At 60.0% G+C, this 14883-nt stretch carries 18 protein-coding genes; 8 read left to right on the forward strand and 10 right to left on the reverse strand.

The window, feature by feature from the left end:
* Positions 1 to 305: 305 nt before the first annotated feature.
* Together CVS27_RS15025 and CVS27_RS15030 are read left to right on the forward strand one after the other, a co-directional pair.
* Positions 306 to 800 carry a hypothetical protein gene (locus CVS27_RS15025; RefSeq protein WP_103466669.1) on the forward strand — a complete coding sequence of 165 codons (495 nt, stop codon included), beginning with the start codon at positions 306 to 308 and terminating at the stop codon, positions 798 to 800.
* 157 nt (positions 801 to 957) lie between these two features.
* Positions 958 to 1968 (forward strand): DUF932 domain-containing protein, encoded by a 1011-nt coding sequence (locus CVS27_RS15030; protein WP_103466670.1) that lies wholly within the window; start codon positions 958 to 960, stop codon positions 1966 to 1968.
* A gap of 72 nt (positions 1969 to 2040) precedes the next feature.
* On the opposite strand, the gene CVS27_RS15035 is transcribed toward CVS27_RS15030, so the two are convergent.
* The gene (locus CVS27_RS15035; RefSeq protein WP_133162944.1) at positions 2041 to 2901 is read right to left on the reverse strand and encodes a hypothetical protein; all 861 of its coding nucleotides are present in this window, start codon (positions 2899 to 2901) and stop codon (positions 2041 to 2043) included.
* A 308-nt stretch (positions 2902 to 3209) separates the two neighbouring features.
* On the opposite strand from CVS27_RS15035, the gene CVS27_RS15040 reads away from it, so the two are divergent.
* The 4 genes from CVS27_RS15040 (at position 3210) to CVS27_RS15060 (ending at position 5353) form a co-directional block, all read left to right on the forward strand.
* Positions 3210 to 3617, forward strand: a complete 408-nt coding sequence (locus CVS27_RS15040; protein ID WP_103466672.1) for a hypothetical protein — start codon at positions 3210 to 3212, stop codon at positions 3615 to 3617.
* Positions 3614 to 4069 (forward strand): hypothetical protein, encoded by a 456-nt coding sequence (locus CVS27_RS15045; protein WP_103466673.1) that lies wholly within the window; start codon positions 3614 to 3616, stop codon positions 4067 to 4069. Before CVS27_RS15040 ends, CVS27_RS15045 begins: the two co-directional genes overlap by 4 nt.
* Before the next feature lie 515 nt (positions 4070 to 4584).
* Complete coding sequence (locus CVS27_RS15055; protein WP_103466675.1) at positions 4585 to 5115, forward strand: hypothetical protein; 531 nt, start codon at positions 4585 to 4587, stop codon at positions 5113 to 5115.
* Positions 5116 to 5149: 34 nt separating this feature from the next.
* Positions 5150 to 5353 carry a hypothetical protein gene (locus CVS27_RS15060; RefSeq protein WP_103466676.1) on the forward strand — a complete coding sequence of 68 codons (204 nt, stop codon included), beginning with the start codon at positions 5150 to 5152 and terminating at the stop codon, positions 5351 to 5353.
* A gap of 75 nt (positions 5354 to 5428) precedes the next feature.
* On the opposite strand, the gene CVS27_RS15065 is transcribed toward CVS27_RS15060, so the two are convergent.
* The 3 genes from CVS27_RS15065 to CVS27_RS15075 all read right to left on the reverse strand — a co-directional run bounded on the left by CVS27_RS15065 (position 5429) and on the right by CVS27_RS15075 (position 8705).
* Positions 5429 to 6748 (reverse strand): AlbA family DNA-binding domain-containing protein, encoded by a 1320-nt coding sequence (locus CVS27_RS15065; RefSeq protein WP_133162945.1) that lies wholly within the window; start codon positions 6746 to 6748, stop codon positions 5429 to 5431.
* 181 nt (positions 6749 to 6929) lie between these two features.
* Positions 6930 to 8192 carry an AlbA family DNA-binding domain-containing protein gene (locus tag CVS27_RS15070; RefSeq protein WP_103466678.1) on the reverse strand — a complete coding sequence of 421 codons (1263 nt, stop codon included), beginning with the start codon at positions 8190 to 8192 and terminating at the stop codon, positions 6930 to 6932.
* A 282-nt stretch (positions 8193 to 8474) separates the two neighbouring features.
* A complete protein-coding gene (locus CVS27_RS15075; RefSeq protein ID WP_103466679.1) occupies positions 8475 to 8705 on the reverse strand; it encodes a hypothetical protein in 231 nt (76 codons plus the stop codon).
* Here CVS27_RS15075 and CVS27_RS15080 point away from each other — a divergent pair.
* The gene (locus tag CVS27_RS15080; protein WP_103466680.1) at positions 8704 to 9021 is read left to right on the forward strand and encodes a hypothetical protein; all 318 of its coding nucleotides are present in this window, start codon (positions 8704 to 8706) and stop codon (positions 9019 to 9021) included. The genes CVS27_RS15075 and CVS27_RS15080 overlap by 2 nt on opposite strands.
* A 146-nt stretch (positions 9022 to 9167) precedes the next feature.
* On the opposite strand, the gene CVS27_RS21660 is transcribed toward CVS27_RS15080, so the two are convergent.
* The 6 genes from CVS27_RS21660 to CVS27_RS15110 all read right to left on the reverse strand — a co-directional run bounded on the left by CVS27_RS21660 (position 9168) and on the right by CVS27_RS15110 (position 13190).
* Positions 9168 to 9503 (reverse strand): GIY-YIG nuclease family protein, encoded by a 336-nt coding sequence (locus tag CVS27_RS21660; protein ID WP_370739518.1) that lies wholly within the window; start codon positions 9501 to 9503, stop codon positions 9168 to 9170.
* Between the two features lie 507 nt (positions 9504 to 10010).
* Positions 10011 to 10331: a transglycosylase domain-containing protein gene (locus CVS27_RS21565; RefSeq protein ID WP_306418508.1), complete on the reverse strand. Its 321-nt coding sequence runs from the start codon at positions 10329 to 10331 to the stop codon at positions 10011 to 10013.
* A gap of 167 nt (positions 10332 to 10498) precedes the next feature.
* Positions 10499 to 10909 carry a DUF302 domain-containing protein gene (locus CVS27_RS15095; RefSeq protein WP_103466682.1) on the reverse strand — a complete coding sequence of 137 codons (411 nt, stop codon included), beginning with the start codon at positions 10907 to 10909 and terminating at the stop codon, positions 10499 to 10501.
* A 55-nt stretch (positions 10910 to 10964) separates the two neighbouring features.
* A complete protein-coding gene (locus CVS27_RS15100; RefSeq protein WP_103466683.1) occupies positions 10965 to 12470 on the reverse strand; it encodes a multicopper oxidase family protein in 1506 nt (501 codons plus the stop codon).
* Positions 12470 to 12718 carry an SHOCT domain-containing protein gene (locus tag CVS27_RS15105; RefSeq protein WP_306418506.1) on the reverse strand — a complete coding sequence of 83 codons (249 nt, stop codon included), beginning with the start codon at positions 12716 to 12718 and terminating at the stop codon, positions 12470 to 12472. The genes CVS27_RS15100 and CVS27_RS15105 overlap by 1 nt, the downstream gene beginning before the upstream one ends.
* A 214-nt stretch (positions 12719 to 12932) precedes the next feature.
* The gene (locus CVS27_RS15110; RefSeq protein WP_103466685.1) at positions 12933 to 13190 is read right to left on the reverse strand and encodes a metal-sensitive transcriptional regulator; all 258 of its coding nucleotides are present in this window, start codon (positions 13188 to 13190) and stop codon (positions 12933 to 12935) included.
* Between the two features lie 192 nt (positions 13191 to 13382).
* On the opposite strand from CVS27_RS15110, the gene CVS27_RS15115 reads away from it, so the two are divergent.
* Positions 13383 to 14783, forward strand: a complete 1401-nt coding sequence (locus CVS27_RS15115) for an MBL fold metallo-hydrolase (RefSeq protein WP_103466686.1) — start codon at positions 13383 to 13385, stop codon at positions 14781 to 14783.
* The last annotated feature ends 100 nt before the right edge of the window (positions 14784 to 14883 follow it).

The raw sequence follows: 14883 nt of genomic DNA on the forward strand, positions 1-14883 counted from the left end.
GAACCAAAGAAATAACCAGGGAGGGAACAGACAAAGGAAACACCCCAAAAACCCCACCAAACCAGCAAACACACCAGATCACAAACAGGGCTTGCATAAAGTTTTTCTTCCGTGGTGATGGTTGCGGCCGAATTTCTGGGCCTACTTCCGACGTAGCTAGCGAGGGCGCTGGGGTGTCAGTGACTCTCAGTAGCGTGAAGGCAATTGCACCGGTCCTGGCGCTCGCAACTGCCTTGACACTCTAACTTTGACACGACTAAATTAGTTGTTGTCAGATCAACATATTTAGTTTGGAGAGATCCCCAATGCCTTTGAAGGTTTCATACAGTCACAACCGCATTCCCGAGGAGCAGGCTTTTGTCTGCCAAGAGTTGTTTACAGAGCTCTCCGTGGTCATGGCAACAGCTGACACCTTCCGCGAGGGGACAGCTGAGAGGATCGCCGCCGTGAGCCTTGTTGATCGGCGCGAAAGGGCGCTCACGAATGCCAGCAACCAGTTCTTCAGTCTCACCTATGCCGGAAGGGACGAGTATCAGCGGGCCATGCTCATCCTTGGAATGGCCCGCACAGCCACTAGCAAAACCAGGGGGATCTTCGTTGGAGCTCTCGGTGGCCGCCATCGCTGGTCTGCCACCGATTCACAGGTTCTTGAGGCCCTTCAGGCGTGGAGATCAGTCGACTTGCGTTCACTGGACACCGAGACGCTCCACACGGTGACCGAGTGCGGCTGGGATGACTGGATAACTTTTCTTGAACGGGCCTTTTACCGGGACGGCTTCAGTACCGTCATCAGGCGTTAGGCCTCGAGACTGGCAGGGGGTTCGCAATGCGCACCCCCTGCCCCGCTTAAGGGGGTTCGAACTTCTCCAGAAATTGCCTCGCAACCCTGTTGACACTAGGAGCGAAGGTATGTAAATTAGTTGTTGTCAGATCAACATATTTATTGAGGAGAAAACAATGTCTCATCTCTTGGAAACCTTCACCAATGGCCGCACCGCCTTCGTCTCTGCCCGCGAGGATGCTTGGCACCGTCTGGGCATGGTCACCGCTTCTGCACTGACGGCGGAGGAAGCCCTTGAATCGGCGTTGCTGTCGGGCTGGAATGTTCGCAAGGTTGCTTTGCAGACCGATGCGGTCATGGATGCAAACGGCGCCGGTTCGCTTCCTGTCATGAACCACTACGCCACGGTTCGCACAAACCCGGTCACGAAGGGTACTGACGTTCTGGGTGTTGTTGGCAAGAAGTACCACCCCATCCAGAATGAGCAGCACGCCCTCCTCCTCAACACTTTGGTGGACATGTCCGGAGCCCACTTCGAAACTGCCGGTTCGCTGCGCGGTGGCCGCGAGGTCTTCGTGACCATGAAGATGCCCGATCATATGAAGGTGGGCGGCGTGGACAACGTAGATCTTTACTTGGCAGCTTTGAACTCCCACGATGGCTCCAGCGCTTTCCGCCTGCTGGTCACCCCGGTGCGTATCGTCTGCGCCAACACTCAGGCCGCGGCACTGAAGTCCGCAAAGTCCAGCTTCTCCATCCGCCACACCAGCGGGGCCAACGCAGCCATCGCGCAGGCTCGGCAGGCACTGGGCCTGACCTTCACCTACCAGAAGGCCTTTGAGGAAGAGGCAGAGCGGATGATCCAGCAGAGCATGACGGACCGGGAATTCATGTCCATCATGGGCCGCCTGTTCCCTGAGCCGGGCGAGGGCAACCAGCCCGCCACGCGCCGGTACCAGGAAAAGATGAACACCCTGGAGCGCCTCTTCACGACGGCGCCGACCAACGAGGCCATCCGTGGCACTCGCTGGGCCGGTTACCAGTCCCTCACGGAGTACATCGACCACTACTCCCCCGCACAGCGCACGCAGTGGACCAACGACTTGGACACGGCCCGCGCCATGCGTTCCCTCGGTGTCGATGCCGTGGCTACCAAAGAAGCGGCCTTCCGTCTCATCAACGCCTAGAACCCAAAGAGGGTGGGGCTGGATTCACCAGCCCCACCCTTCTTGTTCCCCAGGCAACCACTCAGGGGTGCGCTATTGCATAACACCAAGCCCAGCCGCTCCAAATACATCATCTGGGGCTAACGCCGGGATTTCCTGGCCTCCGAGCCAGTAGGTTCGCTTCGCCTGGTCTTTCACCAAGTGTGATGGCCAGTTAGCATCAGGCCCAAGCCCGCGAAGGCTGAAGTCACCTTCCCTTTGCCCGTTCCCCAATAGGGTCCCATCGATATGGATGGCTTGAGTCAATCTCACGCCGCTATCACCGCTCAATTCTGTTAGCCACCCAGCTTCCCCACGAGGTTTCGCCTTGTCGTCTCGGGATTCTGTCCAGCCCACCAAAGAGGTACCAACGGCTAGAAACCTCACGAGGGATTCACCCTTATCGAGCCGGAACGTCGTGTCCCAGGGAAAGCCGTCATAGGTGGGGATGATCGTGGAGCCTGACCAGATGGTGACAGGCAATGGGCCATCGTTATGAAACTTCACGTCGAAGAGTGCATACAGCCACAGTTCTGCGTCCTGAGGCAGTTGAAAAACATGGCCAGGCTCCCTAGATTCAAACGATTCAGGGTCAGACTGCTTTCCGATAATGAAAGCGGACGGCTGACAATTTTCCCCATCAACAAACTCCATCGAGACGGCCGGGGCGTTGGTTTCCAGACGGGCCCTGGTTGCCTCTGCCACCATGAACGCCGATTGCCCTGCTTGGCGCCGGTTGAGCTCCAGACTTGCATTTGCAACCTCCAGAGCTGCCTCACTGGCCGTTGCCGCCTTGTTAGAAGACTCCGCTGAGCGCCGGGTTTCCCATGCCTGCCATCCGATAAATAGGGCCGAAAGCGCCGTGGCTACGGCAGCCCCCAATGCCACCCATGTTTCTATTTCCACTGAAAACATTCCTCCCCAAGAATCCAAGGCGAAACATTCGCCCGGCAAAACTTCTTACTTGCAGAACAAGATGAAGTCACCCTATTCTCCAGCTTCCAGTCACTTGGGCAAGGCCCAATCTTTCCGCGTGGGACGGGCGTGAGATCCGGCCTGGCCTCAGCCTTGAATTTTCGAGCCCCAACCCTGTTGACACTGCGCCTCATGCCCGGTAAATTAGTTGTTGTCAGATCAACACATTTAGAGGAGCGGGGCTTGCCCCATCTGGTGGCCGGGATTCCCGGTCACCGCCTCCTCTTCTTTTTCAGGAGGACAGTATTTTGCCTATTTCCAGCATTCCCCCGGCGCAGGTTCATTCTCGCGACTTGACCCGGGTCCGCGCAGCGGTCGCGAGCTACATTGCAGTCACCCCCGGAAGCCCTTCCACGCAGCCGCTGGAGGAGCTGATCGATTCTGAGGGTGAGGGCATTACGGATCTGCTGACAGATCTCCATCACCTGGCTGACGCTTTGGGCGTCCCCTGGGGAGAGGACACAGCACACCGCTACTACCTGGCAGAGGCCGGTTGCTGCACCCACTGCGGTTCCAGCCCCGGCGAAGCCATCAGTGATGGGGAGCAGGCGTCCTGTGGCGGCTTTGAGGCGCGCACGGGCGACAGTGGCCCCCACACCTTCGTCATTGATGACATCGAACAGGACCGCCGTCAGCAGGCCGGTGAACCCTCATGAGTATCGAAGCCGATGAGGCCATGATCGTCATTGACGCCTTGGAGCTCAGCCCCACCGCCGCCGAGGCGGTCATTCGCCAGCTCACCGCGAACCTGGCGGAAGGCGAGACGAGCGTGAGTGACAGTTCGGCCCGGTGGCTTCATCAGCCCGATGGTTCAGTTTCAATCGAGACCGACGCCGAGCCCATCCTTGCCACTTTTTACTGTGGCGAGTTCGACGGTCGCCCGGTTGTGCAGATTGACGGCGCCGCGGCTTTCCGCGTCAACGTCAACGACTCCACCATCTGGGACCAGTCCCCCGAAGCCTCTGACTGGGTGACGATCTTTAGCGCAGCGCAGAGCTGGCTGGAGGAGCTGCGCGCCTATGTCATCCCGGGCGGTGGCGCCTGCGAGCGCGGAGGGCATGAAGTGTTTGCTGCGGAGCTGGAGGGTAGTTTGAAGAAGTTGGGGTGAGCGCTTGGGTTGGTGTGGCGGGTGCGGCACGCCAACCCAATGTAACTGTTTACTTTGTAAACGTTTACGTGGTAAACTGTTACTTGTAAGGCAAACCAGCCTTACACCCTTTGAAAACTTCACAGAGTTAGGAACCACATATGGCTGACAAACAGCTTGACGGTCTCCTGAAAGACCTTGAATCTCAGGGGTTCACGATAGAGAGGCGCAGTCGGGGCCTATTCGCTTATTCACCAGATAGGACGAAAGCACCGGTAGCAATTCACTTGACACCCTCGGATCACCGTTCATGGCTGAACATGCTAAGTCAGCTCAAGCGGGCAGGGTACATCAGGAAGCGCAAGTAACGCATAGGGGGAAGTTCACTTTGGACGGGGAACTTCCCCCTAAGCTACCACCCAGCCATAACCGGTCCCTAACAAATATTGAGCAGACCAGGCATCATCCTGATACTCAAAACAGCAACACCCACAACCAAAAATGCACCATAGAAAACAACGACAAGGAATCACATCATGACCAAGGAAGGATCACCGCAGCCCCTTGACTGGTACATCACCGTCACCTTCACCACGAAGACGCCGATGGACAGCGAAGCAGGGTTCGACATTCTTGACGCACTGGCCGAACACCACGCCAGCGCCGCGCTCTCCACTGACGGCGGCAGCATCAGCCTCACGGTCTCAGCACCCGACGCCGTACAGGCTGCCGCATTGATCCCTCAGATCCTGGCCAAGGCCCAGCCCATCACCAGGGCCGTCACCGTCGTGACTTTGGAGATCCTCTCCGAAGACGCCTTCCAGGCCAGCCTGGATGAACCGGAGATCCCGGATCTTGTGGGCCTGACCGAAATCGCGGAGATGGCTGGAGTCTCTCGACAGCGGGCCAACGCCATCGTGAAACAGGACAGCTTCCCTGCCCCTGTTCTCACGCTGGCAGCTGGCCAGTTCCGCACGCGCGCAGCTGTCCAGAACTGGGTAGAGAACTGGACACGTAGGCCCGGCCGTAAGCCCGGCACCAGCCCCACCCCCCGGGCAAACGCATAACCACCAACCCGACATCGCGAAAGGAGCCAACGCCATGGCCGAACCTGACTTCTACAAAGTTGACGAAGCCGCCCGCAGACTGTGCAGCTACGACCAGGGCCACGACATCGACCCTGACGTTTGGGCCAATGACACCCCGGAATCAGAACGCCAGGAATACCGCAGCGAAGCGTACCGCTACGCCCTGGTGGCCGAAGTCATGAGCACCCCACCAGCGCACCCCACCAACAATCAATAGCCCAGCCACAGGACCCCTGCGCTCGCAGTCACGAATCGCGGTCCGATGTCTCTCAGTGTCTGCTTGGGGCAGGTTCTACGTTGCGGCTGATAGTGCGAGGTAGTGCAGCGATTGGGTCCCGAATTGTTCGACGATTTCAAGGGCCAACGATCTGGCGATGCCGACCAGGTCTTCTTCGGTGTCGCTGGGCCTAATTTCGCTTTCAACAGGATGGAACCTGGGAATTGTTCTCCCCTTAGGATCTTGACCGACTTCCCTTTCGCTTATCCATCCGGCGCGGGCGCGGTTTAGTCCAACAAGAACGAAAGGCATATTTCCGTCTCGGGCGGCTTCGATGCGGAGGCTATATGCTCCTGCATTTTGGCTCTTCCGCATCGCTTCAAAGGCCAGGGAGACGATGTCCGCTGCGAAGGTTTCCACAGCCCCTTCAAGAATTTCCTTGTAGGACTCCTTGTCCAGCGGAACTTGGGGGCGAGTAAACCTCACGGTTTCGTATGTGGGGTTCGTTTTGATGGCCAACCCTATTGACCCGTCGTGGTGCAATTCGGCATGGACATCCTCGCTTCGGCTGTCTGGCCCATCTCTATAGACCGTCTCTGCAACCCAACGACGCCGACCAACTCTCAGCATTGCAGGCAGGGACTCAACCTCCCCTAGCGCCCAACTGAACTCAGCAGCTTTGCCGATCATCTTCCTGGAGCGCCCTTCACCCAAGTTCAAAAGTTCTGATGCCTCAGATCTACTGAGGTCACTTTGGCGGCTAAGAGGCGCGAGCGGCGTAGCAACACCGACCAGCCAGGTTTCCCCATTTATGAGTGACAGCCGATCCCTCAAATCTTCTGCCATGGCTACCAGCAGGCTATTTCGCGAAGACCTGAGGGTAAAGCGCTCGGAATAGGCCCTCTCGATTGCCCGCTCATCAAGCCAAACCGTTGTCGGCCCATTTCGAACAGGGGCTCCATACAGGTGTTTCTGCCCAACCATATGGGGCGCATTGGGGCTCCCTGGGACAATGGCCACCACAACTCCCTCGTCGGAGCCCTCCGAGTCGGGCAGCGCGTGCAACTCCATGCCTTGCACCATTGGCTGGGCAGACGCCGCGGCCGACAAGATCATGAGACGAGCAGCCTCCATGACGCTCACATGGCTGACAGATTCAGCCCGACCAGAGGATTCAGCGACACCATAAATGATGACCCCTCCACCGGAATTGGCCATGGCGGCAATGTCCTTCGTTGTCTCTTCGACCTTGCCCCGCTGTGGCAGCTCTTGCTTCCAATCCAAGCCAGCCTCTTCAACAACGCCCGCAGAAACAGCCTGCACGATGTGCTCATAGGTCAGCGGCCCCCTGGGCAGATTCAGAGCGGCGTGAAGTGGGGTCCAAGGATTCGACATAGGACTAAGTTACCCCGCAGTTCACAGCTCCCCCGCCATAGAGCGCATCGCATGCTCCAAATCCATCCGGCCCCTGCGCTCGCAGCCACTGCGTTCATCGAGCTAGCCCCTGTGAGTGTGAACTATGCGCTGTTGTCGCTGTTTCATTAGGCGATTGGCAGAGCTTCAGGTTGGGGCAATTCTATTGATCTGGTTCGCCGATAACTGTGAGGTTGTGAACTCCGCCTTGGTTGATGCAGTCTTCGGCAATACTGCGAAGCTGTTGGCTGTATTCCCGATCTGGAGCATCAGCCAAAATCGTTGTCGAAACGGGGGTGTACTTGGAAATTTTCAAGCTACTTGACCGTGAATCACCCCATTCATCCCTGGCGTAAATGAACATTGGATTTTCGTTGCCGCATTCAATGCCTATGCGGGTCTCGTACTCGCCTAGACCCGCCTTTCGGCTGACAGCTTGGAGGAGACCCATGAAGTCGGAGAGGGCGATTTCAATTGCCTCAGCTTGAATTGCTTCACCATCATCGAAGCTCTCACCCCCGATCCGGCGCCCACCAATGGCAGTGGCCAGAGTTACCGAACCATCGTGATGAATGGCGGCTTCAGCTTCAAGCCATTGATTGTTTTCTGGTTCGCGTGCGCTGACGTAAGAAACATGCACAGCCTTCCATCGCCGTAACCCTGGACGCGGATTGTTTAGATCCAGGTTTCCCAGCGGATGCCGATGCCCGGCAGCCCTCCTGTGCAGGCGGCCAAAGCTATCCGCCCGGTTGAAGGCGTCACGCGCCTCATCTTGGGTTCGCTTGACCGGGTTTGATGCCGGCAGCCGCGGATGTGCGACAGCGAGGAGCCAGGCCAACTCCCGACCATCTCGCCCATGCGTGGTTTCCGCATAAAGGTCATCCAGTCGTTCCTTCGCATTGAGCCGGTCACTAAAGCGGACCCGGTACATTGCTTCGATCTGTCGTTCCTTCATCCATACCGTGTCCGCATCATTGCGGATTGGCGCACCGAAGTAGTTTTCCCGGTAGATCAGGTGGGGGCCATCGATGGTCGGAGGAATAACCACCACCACAACTTGGGCCCCTTCGTCACCTACTCGCTGGATGTCTAACCCCATAATGGGCGGGCTGATCGCAGAGACGGCAACGCTGCGGAGGGCCCGCTCATGTTGCTCAGTAAGCACACCAACATCCACTCGTCCCGTGGCCCTCTTATCCTTCTCTTCGATTCCGAAGACAATGACCCCACCACCAGAATTGGCCATAGCCGCAACATCTTTGGGGAAGTCATGCTGAGACAGCCCCTTTATCTCAGGCAATCTGGATTTCCAATCCAAATCAGTGGTCTCGGCCAACCCCTCAGTCACCGCCAAATCCACCATCTCATCAGTGATCGGACCAGGCATTTGCCCCAGCAGACGATGCAAGGAGGTAAAAGTGATCATGAGCAAATCCCAGCTTTCAAAGACGAATAGCCACCGAGTAACACGCAAGAATTTCTAAACATACATGACCCAACCACCTCGGCCCACGTTGATAGTAGAAAAGCGCCATCCCCACATCCAACGAAAAATAGATGCCAGTGCCCACGAAAAAACCGAACTACCTGCCAGCAGCACAGCCAGAGAACTCGCGTGAGCCACCAACCCCAATCCGGTTGACAGTAAATCATCCACGCAGATATATTTATTGTTGTCAGATCAACACATTACGGGGAGAGCCACATCTCAAAGACCATCAGCACCGAAGAGCTCGAATACCAGCTCACCATAGCCAAAACCGACGTCGCAGAACTCCAAGCAGCCGGACAAACCACCTCCGCAGCCGCCTACTTCACCATCCAGACCACCCTGGAACGCTTCCTCGGCCTCACCCCCTAACCCCAGACCCCAGCCGGAGAAACCTCCCTGCACCACCACCCAAACAGCACCCCAGAACAGACAGCGAAAACCTCCCATGGCCACAACACGATTCAGCCCCGTCCACTACGAGACACTCGAGGCAGGAGCCGCAGCCAGGAAACTCACCAACGCCATCAAACGCCGCCGCCGCCAAGGAACCCCAACCCAAGACGAATTCGGCATCAACGCCTACAACATCGTCCGCATCCTCAAAAGCCTACAAACCGCGCTCGCAGACCTTTCGGAGGAATACACCACTCTGGGCCCCGATCTTGCCAATATCCCCCCAGAGGGGCTCTCGGAAGCTTGTGGACATATAGAGGCCGCCATCCAAGCATTGCCCAAGCAGGCACCACCCAGAACTGACGTGTAGTGGCGTCAGCCAAAACGCGAAGCTTCGACAGCTGTTTGTTCACTAGCCCCTCCGAAGCCCGGTCGATTTCCCTCAACCCCACCAGCCCTCACCCAGGAGTAAACCGGCCGAATCAAGCCCCGCCGCCTCGATGAAGGCCTACATTTCTAGGCGATATTTTCGGAGATCCAGGTGCGGGCCCCCTTTGCCATTACTGCACGCGCACCTTTGAGAACCTTGCGCTCGGTTGGTGCGTGCAAGATGTTTATGGGCGGATCCCATTTCTTAATCATTTTCTTATCTACGTCCTCCAGCAGGTATCCAAGATCAGAGGGCTTGGGCCAGCAAACCAGCATTAAAAGAGCTTGCATCCAATTAGTTAGTCGAAGGTCACCACCTTCCTTCAGCCCGTAGTTGGCCGGGCGCTCCGGGCTCTTCCTGTTTCGGGGAGCCCCCTGGAAACCCAAGGGCCCTCGAAGGAGGGCAGCGAACGACCGGCGCACTGTAGATTACCCAGTATTTGGAGTGCTTTCAGGGTCAATAGCAGAGTGATCACTGAGGTCACGGCCAACCAAGTTGGACTCAGATTTTCCAACGTAGAGCGGGACCTCTGGGCCCCTTGCCTCTAAACCTAGGCTGGTCCAGATCTCGGGTGGAGCGCCGATGGCATAAAGCCCCGGCTCGGGGGAACGAATTCAATGCCCGCCGAAATTGGACGCCCAGGCTCAGATAGGCGCCTGACCACGGCGTTCAGTAAATCATCCGGAATTTCGCTCATTCCGCGCTTGGTGACGTAGGCGTAGGCGATTGTGGTTTGCTTCATGAACCCACGCAAGATTTTGACGCCTACTTGGAACCATGGTCCGGTCTATACGGGCCCGAACCAGACGCTGGCTCTGTCTGTCGTTGAAGGTGGCCCTGTTTTTACTCGTGGGAGTGGAAATAGTGTTGCACGTGGTGGGAGGGAATGGCCAGTACGGGCACGGGCTGGGTGGTGAGCAGTCGGTGCATCAGGTAGCCCTGGCGGATCTGGTCTTCGGAGTACCTTTTTCCATGGCGATGGCCAGACGCATTTCCTTGAGCTTGTCGGCCACTGTTTTTTGCGCGCCCAGCTTGACCTGGCTTGCATCTCCCTTGGAGACCAGGTTTTGGATGATGACGTTGTTTACGTATTGCTGGGTGATGGTGGAGGCCCCTTCGCGCCCGCCCTGAAGCGTTGCGACGACAGCGGCCAGAACAAGGATCAGGAACCGAGGACCGATAGCAACGACGGCTTCACGTTCGGCGGGTACTCCGGCCGGCTTCCTGACCGGAGGTCCGTCGAACGTGATGCCGGTGGTTTGTCACGGACCAGAATGCCCGCGGGGCTACGCCGACCAAGCGGACGGCAATCAGCAGCCCGGCGGCTCCCGCGGCACGTCACGGCAAGGCGGCCGGCAGGCTCCAAGTCCGTAATGCTTTCAACCGTCCTCGCGTTCTCCCGCATGGTGGCCGGGTTTCAGGCGGTTTCGAGTTCCTTCATGGCTGCGAGGAGCCTGTGGTCGGCGTCGGTGGCGACTTCGGCGATGGCCGGGGCGTCGCTGAGTTGGACCATTGTCTGCGGGTCGATGGTTTGGATGACGGTGGTGCCGGTGTCCGGTCCGCGCCTGATGACGACGTTGCAGGGCAGCAGCAATCCCATGTCTGGGTCCGCGGCGAGAGCTTTCTGCGCCAAGGCTGGATTGCAGACGCCCAGGATGAGGTAGTCGCCTAGGCCCTGCCCGGCGTCGGATCCAAGCTTGGCTTCGAAGGTGGCGCGGACATCGATTTCGGAGAGGACGCCGAAGCCCTGTCTGGAGAGGGCTTCACGGGTCCGGCTTACTGCTTCCGGGTAGGGCAGGGCGACGGTGATGGTGTGTGCGTAGCTCATTGTTGTGCTCCTTTATCGGTGTTTTCATTTTGCAAAGGGCTGCGGGGTTGCTGTCCTACCGGGCTTCGATCACGCCCATCATGCCGCTGTCCTCGTGGTCCAGGATGTGACAGTGGTAGACGGTTTTGCCGGTGAAGTCATCGAAGGCGATCCGGACCCGGACGCTGCTGCGGGCCGGGACATTGACCACGTCCTGCCAGACGGGAGTGTCCACGGGCCGGCCGGCTTGTTCGATGATCTGCATCGGCCACACGTGTAGGTGCACGGGGTGGTCCATCGGGCTGGTGTTGCGCAGGGTCCATTCCTCGACGGCGCCGGCGGGGACGCTGGTGTCGACGCGGGCGGGGTCGAACGGCTTGCCGTTGATGGTGAAGCTCATCATCCCCGACCCCGTCCCACCGCCCATGCCCTGGGTGTCGCTGTTCATGCCCATGGCCATGGCCATGGCGAAGACTAGTTCCCGGTGCGCGGTGACCGCCACAGAGCGCAGGTCCCGCGGTTCCGGCTGTGCCGGGACCGGTCCCGGCACAGCGGCCGGGGCGCCAGTAACGGTCAGGGTGGCCAGGACGGTCCCGTCCGGGCCGGGCCGGGATTGTCCGTTTCCGTTGCTGCCGCCCATCATGGATCCCATGCTGCCCCTGTCCACGGGCAGGGTGCGCAGCACGGCCATACCCGGCGCGGCGGTGACGAGCAGGTCCGCCCTGTTACCCGGGGCCAACAGCACTTCCTCAACGTCCCGGGGAGTCTGATAGCGGCCCGAATCCAGACCCAGCAACTGCATGGCCTGGCCGTCAAGGCGCAGTTTCAGGTACCGGGAGGTGCAGGCATTGATGATCCTCCACCGTTCACGCTCGCCCGGAAGGGCGGCCAGTGCCGGGTTCAGCTGCCCGTTGACCAGGACCAGATTCCCTTCCCGGCCCATCATTTTCTCCATCGCCGACACGGCGGCGATGGAACCGCCAGCGTCCAGGGAGATGTCGGAGATGACCAGGATCCGTTCCCGGCTGACCGGCACGGGTTGGGGGTCCTGGACGATGATCGCCCCGTACAGGCCGCCGAAGATCTGGTCGGCCACGCTGCCGTGGCGGTGCGGGTGGTACCAATACACCCCCGGCGGGTGGTCCGCCGGCAGACGGTACTCATAATCAAAGGATGTTCCCGGGTCGACCGAGACCAGCGCGTTGTCGCTGTTGCCCTCCGGGGAGACGTGCAAGCCATGGACGTGCAGGTTGGTCGGGGCCGCCAGCCGGTTCTCCAGGCCCACGTTCACCTGGTCCCCGGGTCGCAGGAAGAGCGTCGGTCCGGGCAGAGACCCGTTATAGGAGAAAACGTCGACGTCCCTGCCTGCCACCCGCACCCGGCCCGGGGCGGCGGACAATTTCACCTGGAGGTGACCTTCGGCACTATGTAGGGCCTGCGGCTCACTGAGTTCCTGCCCGCCGGTGGTCTGAAGTCCGGTCCCCGTGCCCTGCCCCCACAGCAGGCCTGCCGCCCCGGTCGCCGCGGCAAGAATTCCTGTCCCGCCCAGGATCAGGGTGGTGCGACGCTTCAGAGGCTGCATTAGGTATCGTCCCCAAGAGCTCTGAGCCGTTCGGTGTATTCCTCGGTGCTCAATTCTCCCCTGGCGTACCGTTCATCCAGGATCCGCCTGGCCGCACTAACGCCCGGATCGGGCCCATCCGTGCCGGGGCCCTGCCCGCGGCCGGTTCCGCCACGGTTCGGACCGCTGGAGAAAAACCGTACGGCGAGGACCGCCAGCAGTACGATGCCGAGGATCAGGAGCGCCCAGAACAGCCACGTCCAACCCATCGTCGAACCATATCCACCCATCATTTTCCTTCTCCGTTCCTATGGCATCGGCTTTTGTCCCGCCGCCCGCCCCGGGGTTCGCGGCAGTTCGCGACGGGGCCGGTGTAACGATTGCCAACACTGACTCCGCCGCATTGGACCCTAAGGGGCCGTTCGGAACCGGCACGGGCCACACCGGATCCCTCCGTGGGGTTGGTTTTCGGTTGGTTACGGCTCAGGCGAGCGATAGGAAGAGTTTTTCCAGGTCTTTCTTATTCATGCTGGCATCTTCGCGGGTGATGCACTGCTCTAGGCCGGTGGCAATGATCGCGAAGCCCGCCCGGTCCAGGGCCTTCGAGACCGCTGCGAGCTGGGTGACGATGTCTTTGCAGTCACGGCCCTCCTGGAGCATCCGCGTGACGGCTGCAAGCTGGCCCTGGGCGCGCTTGAGCCGGTTGATAACCGGGGTGAGTTCTGTTGAATCAAGTTCCATGGCGGGCTCCAAAGGTTGTGGGTACTTTGCCATTCTATACCCCGTAGGGTATAACCGCCAGCGGCGGCGGCCGCCCGGATTCAGCCAGCCAGGACCGCTTGCGAGATACCCCCTAGGGTATTACCGTTGTGGGTAGAGGAACGGAGACTCCGCTCCCGGAAACTCCCCCACCGCCCAACGAAGGAGAGCGCCATGCTCATCGAGCGCATTTACGACGAAGATCTTGCCCAGGCCAGCTATTTCATCGGATGCCAAGCCAAGGGCGAAGCACTCGTCGTTGACCCCCGCCGCGACATCGGCGTCTATGAATCCCTCGCGGCAGTGAACGGGATGAAGATCGTTGCTGTGACCGAGACGCACATCCACGCGGACTTCCTCTCCGGCAGCCGTGAACTGGCCGCTGCGACCGGCGCCACCCTCTACGTCTCCGGTGAGGGGGGAACCGACTGGCAGTACCGTTTCGAAGCCGAGCGCCTGGTTGACCAGGACGAGATCACCCTGGGAAACATCACTGTCAAGGCCCTGCACACCCCCGGCCACACGCCCGAGCATCTGTCGTTCCTGATCACGGACGGCGCGTTCGCCGACGCCCCCGGCTACCTGCTCTCCGGTGACTTCGTCTTCTCCGGGGATCTGGGCCGCCCGGATCTGCTCGACGAGGCAGCAGGGGGCATCGACACCCGCTTCGACGGTGCCAAGCAGCTCTTCACCAGCCTGCAGGAGAAGTTCCTGACCCTGCCGGACCACGTCCAGGTCCACCCCGGCCACGGCGCCGGGAGCGCGTGTGGCAAGGCCCTTGGCGCAATCCCCTCTTCCACGGTCGGCTACGAACGTCTCTACGCCTGGTGGGGGCCCTACCTGGCCGCGAACGATGAACAGGGCTTCATCAATGAGCTCCTCGACGGCCAGCCCGACGCGCACGCGTACTTCGGACGGATGAAACGAGAAAACCGCGAAGGCCCCGCCATCGTGGGTGAACGTGCACACCTGGCAGAGCTCGCCGCCGCCGACGTCGTGGCCGGCCTCGCGGAGGACACGATGACGTTCGTGGACACCCGCAACCACGAGCAGGTCCACCAGGGCACCGTCACCGGCTCCTTGAACGTCCCGGCCGGCAACAAGGTCGCCAGCTACGGCGCCTGGGTCGTGAACCCGGACACCGACAAAAAACCACTGGTGCTGCTGGCCACCGACCAGGCGGCCGCGCAACAGATGTGGGACCACCTGGTCCGGGTAGGCATCGATAACGTCGCTGGGTACGTCACCGGCATCGAGGGGCTGCCTGTGAGCACCCCGGCGCTGATCCAGCCCGAAGAGCTCGAAGGCTTCGACGCCGCGATGGTCCTGGACGTTCGCAACCGCACCGAACACGCCGCCGGACACATCCCCGGCTCACACCAGCTCAGCGGTGGCCGCGTGATGTGGAACCTCGACCAGCTCCCCGGCGAAGGCACCATCGTGAGCTACTGCCAGAGCGGCGTCCGGAACTCCGTTGCCGCCAGCGCCCTGCGCCGCGCCGGCTACGACGTCGTTGAACTCGACGGCAGCTACGCCGGCTGGCAGCAGGCACGGGAAGCTGTGTCCAGCATCTGATCCTGGGAGGCACCTGAAGTAATTGATTGACACGCGTTGGCGGCGGTCCGGGACACCGGGCCGCCACGAACACACGTCACGGACAAGCGGAGTACGCAGA

It is taken from the genome of Arthrobacter glacialis (genome assembly GCF_002909445.1).
GTDB classification, from domain to species: Bacteria; Actinomycetota; Actinomycetes; order Actinomycetales; family Micrococcaceae; genus Specibacter; species Specibacter glacialis.